The 4,290-nt window shown below is 66.4% G+C and carries 2 protein-coding genes; one reads left to right on the forward strand and one right to left on the reverse strand.

Translation table 11 applies throughout. The annotated features are described in order from the left end of the window. Window positions 1-2,179, reverse strand: a 2,179-nt coding sequence (locus U9980_RS00445) for a nitrate- and nitrite sensing domain-containing protein (RefSeq protein ID WP_322766199.1), incomplete at its 3' end; no start/stop codon positions are given. A gap of 548 nt (window positions 2,180-2,727) precedes the next feature. Here U9980_RS00445 and guaA point away from each other — a divergent pair. Further along, the gene (guaA, locus tag U9980_RS00450; protein WP_416210094.1) at window positions 2,728-4,269 is read left to right on the forward strand and encodes a glutamine-hydrolyzing GMP synthase; all 1,542 of its coding nucleotides are present in this window, start codon (window positions 2,728-2,730) and stop codon (window positions 4,267-4,269) included. Window positions 4,270-4,290: the final 21 nt, after the last annotated feature.

A 4,290-nucleotide genomic window follows, 5' to 3' on the forward strand; every position in this document is an offset into this window, starting at 1 on the left:
AGTTACCGGCCGCCATTGCGTTGTCGTTGGCTATGGCGGCGGGAAAGCCGCTGTCGAGTGCCGGTCGGTTGCCAGCCGATGTACGGCCGCCGCCGACGCTGGCTGTGGGCCGCGCAGGGGCGGTTGACGACGCGTCACCGGCGACAACCTTGGCTGGTAGCCGTACCACGGCGGTTATGCCGCCGGACGTCGATTCCCGCAGCTGGACCCGAATGCCATGTCGGGTGGCCAGCCGACCTACCGCGAACAGACCCATCGTCCGGGATACGGACACGTCGACGACCGGTGGATTGGCCAGGCGGTCGTTGATGCGTTCGAGATCCTTGGCCGGCATGCCGATGCCGCGGTCCTCGATTTCGATCATTGCTCCCGCGCCGGGGCCGAGCGAGTGGCTGGTGACCAGCACCTCTGTTGCCGGTGGCGAGAACGAGGTCGCGTTTTCCAGCAGCTCGGCGATGAGGTGCACGACGTCGCTCACCGCGTGTCCGGCGATCGAGACTGGAGCCGCAGCCGACTGCTTCACCCTCGTGTACTGCTCGACCTCGGAGATGGCGGCGAGGACGACCTCGTTGAGCGGGACGGGGTGGGTCCATCGGCGGGCGGTGTCGGTGCCGGCGAGGACCAGCAGGCTTTCGTTGTTCCGGCGCATACGGGTGGCGAGGTGGTCGAGCTTGAACAGGTTGGACAACTGGTCGGGGTCCTGCTCCCGGTTCTCCAGATCGTCGATCAGCCGCAGCTGCCGTTCGACCAGGCCCTGGCTTCGTCGGGACAGGTTGACGAACATCGCGTTGACGTTGTTCCGCAGAACCGCCTGTTCGGAGGCGAGACGAATGGCTTCCCGGTGTACCTCGTCGAACGCACGGGCGACTTCACCGATTTCCTCCTCGGTGTCGATACCGACCGGCTGGATGTCGGGGTCGATGTCCTGTTCGGTGGAGTCGCGCAGGCGGCGGACGGCCTCAGGTAGGCGGTGTCCCGCGATGTCGAGGGCAGCCGCACGCAATCCGAGCAGCGGACGCACCAGGGAGCGGGCCACGACCATTGCCGCGAGGAGTGCGGTGGCCAGGATGAGAACGATGAGCAGGCCGGACACCAGCGCCTTGCGCTGAATAGTCGAACGAAGTGTTTGGCCTCGGTTGTCGGTGTCGTTGAGGAGCGAGGTGGTGACTTTACGGTTGAGGTCCATCGTCTGCTGGGTTGACCGCAGCCATTTTTGGGCGTCCATATCGGGGGTTTGCCCGATTCGTCCCGTAAGGACTGTCTGCGCGTCATCGCTGGCCTGGGACACGTCCTGACCGGCGACGGTTGTGCGGTACAGGTCGCTTTGCAGGCGGGTGGCCGTGCCCTCGAAGCGAGAAATCTGGCTCTCTCGCTCGGTGCCGAACCCGACGAACGTGCGATAGTCGCTGCTGTCGAACTGCTGTTTCTGTAGAACGCCGTAGATCAGCGCCTGTTGGGCAGCCAGGAGCTCTCCGGAGCGCACAATCGCGTCGGTGGCTACCACGTCCGCGAGCAGCGACCCGTCGTCCTGACCCTGTGGAATGAGTGCGACCAGGTTGACAAGACTGTTGATCATGGCCGTATAGGCCACCTCGACGGAGTTCGGCGAGACGATGGTCAGCGCTGTCGCGCGCACATTCTCTCGTCGGGAAAGCCGGTTGGCTGCTGCTGCGATTGCCGCCCGGGTCTGGTCGCTGAAGGCGTTCTGGCGTCCCCTGGTGGCGTCCTCGTAGTCCCTGGCCGCCTGGTCGACCCGTGTCTGTGCCGCTTTGACCGCATCGAGGGAACGCTGTTGTCCCGAGCTCGCGACATATCCGACCGTGTAGGTACGTTCCCGCTCCAACTCGAACACGAGGGTGGTGGCGCCGCGAGCGATCTGGATCATGTCCCGGACCCGGTTGATCTCCCGCGTGCTGCTAAGGACGGTATTGGCACCCAGGGAGGCGTTGACCAGGATGGCGATCATTGGGACGGCGAGAATCGCGATCAGTTTGGTCCGGACCCGCCAGTTCGACGGAGTGGCAAGGTTCGCCGCTATCCGCCGTAGGCCGCCGGGTCTCGGCAGCGCAATGGCGGCCGCGTCGACGCGATGCCCGCCACCGTCGGCGGGTTCCTCCGGCGTCACCTGGGATGCCGTGGGCGCGTCGACGCCCTTGCTGGCTATCGGTTGTCTGCGCACGTACCTTCGCAACCTCTCCGCCAGCCTCCCGGAACACGTCGTACCAGGATGGCTCGGTATCGGGTCCGGATGTCCCTCGACTGGCACCTTAGCGGTACGGACAGGCGGCCCGAAAGACGCCTACCCTAGGTTAGCCGCCCAAAGAAGATCCGATCATGGTTCTTTCGGCGCCGCCGGAGACCGGGGAACTGTTGTCCAGTTCCGACTCGATGCGGCCGACGCCCTTCTCGCCGAACCTATGGGTGGCCGGGCGGACACGGCTTGATGGCACTGATGAATGCCGGGATCGTGACGATCGCTCAGGCTACTCGGACGATGGTTCCCCGTCGTCGCGGTACCACAGTCGTGTCACAGTCTGTGGCACACCTGTGACACCTGCGGCTGCCCTGGGCGGTGTCCCGTGCCGCCGGCCGTGGGAAAAGAGCCATGATCGCCCGGCTTTCGGTCTGCCGGCTTCGTAGGCTGGCGCCGTGAACACCGCAGCCCCGCAGCCCGCCGGACGTTCGACCGGTACCGATTCGGGATCCCATTCCGTCCACGACCGGGTTCTGGTCGTGGACTTCGGTGCCCAGTATGCTCAGCTCATCGCCAGGCGGGTCCGCGAGTGCCACGTGTATTCGGAGATCGTGCGGTGGGACCTTCCGGTCGAAGAGATCGTTGCCCGGCGTCCCGCCGCGGTCATTCTGTCGGGCGGGCCGAAGTCGGTGTACTCCCCGGGTGCCCTTGAGGTGGATCCGGCCCTGTTTCGTGCCGGCATCCCCGTGCTGGGCATCTGCTACGGCCATCAGGTGATGGCGCATGCGCTGGCTGGGACCGTCGCGCGCACGGGTACGGCGGAGTACGGCGCGACCCGGCTCGCGGTCGCGGCACCGGGCGTCCTGTTCGCGGATCTGCCGGTTGCCCAGCAGGTGTGGATGTCCCACAGTGACTCGGTGACGGCGCCGCCGCCGGGTTTCGTGGTGACCGCGGCCACCCGGTCGACTCCGGTCGCGGCTTTCGAGAACACCGAGCGGCGGCTGTTCGGCGTCCAGTTTCACCCGGAGGTCGTGCATACCGACTGGGGCCTGGACATCCTGCGGCACTTCCTGTTCGCCGGTGCCGGGTGCCGACCGAACTGGACCATGCTCAACATCGCGGACGAGGCGGTGGCGGCGGTGCGCGCCCAGGTCGGTGCTGCCAGGGCGATCTGCGGACTGTCCGGCGGGGTGGATTCGGCGGTGGCGGCGGCCGTCGTGCACCGGGCGGTAGGTGATCAGTTGACCTGCGTGTTCGTCGATCACGGGTTGTTGCGGGCGGGCGAGGCTGAACAGGTGGAGACCGACTTCGTCGCCTCGACCGGGGTCGAGCTGGTCCATGTGAGGGCAGCCGACCGGTTTGCCGCCGCGCTTGCCGGTGTCACCGACCCCGAACGCAAGCGCAAGATCATTGGCCGGGAGTTCATCCGGGTCTTCGAGGGCGCGGCCCGCGAGCTTGAGGCGCGGGCCGAGATCGAGGGAGCTCAGATCGAGTTTCTCGTACAGGGGACCTTGTACCCGGATGTCATCGAGTCCGGCTCACCGACCGCAGCGAAGATCAAGTCGCACCACAATGTTGGTGGGCTTCCCGACGATCTGCGCTTCAACCTCGTGGAGCCGTTGCGCATGCTGTTCAAGGATGAGGTCCGTCGGCTCGGCGAGGAGCTCGGGCTGCCCGAAGAAATCGTCTGGCGACAGCCCTTCCCCGGGCCGGGCCTTGCTGTCCGGATCATCGGTGAGGTCACCCTGGAGCGCTTGGAGGCGCTGCGGGCCGCGGATGCGATCGTGCGCGCGGAGATCCATCGTGCCGGGCTGGACCGTGAGATCTGGCAGGTGTTCGCGGTGCTGCTGGCTGATGTCCGTTCGGTGGGGGTGCAGGGGGACGAGCGCACCTACGGGCACCCGGTGGTCCTGCGTGCGGTCACCAGCGAGGACGCGATGACCGCCGACTGGGCTCGGTTGCCCTACGAACTGCTCGAACGCATCTCCAACCGGGTGGTCAACGAGGTCGCCCAGGTGAACCGGGTGGTGTACGACATCACCTCGAAGCCTCCCGGCACCATCGAGTGGGAGTAGCGCGCCGAGCGCGGTGTGTCC

The sequence above is a fragment of the Protofrankia sp. Cr1 genome, assembly GCF_963555865.1.
In the GTDB taxonomy this organism is placed as follows: domain Bacteria; phylum Actinomycetota; class Actinomycetes; order Frankiales; family Frankiaceae; genus Protofrankia.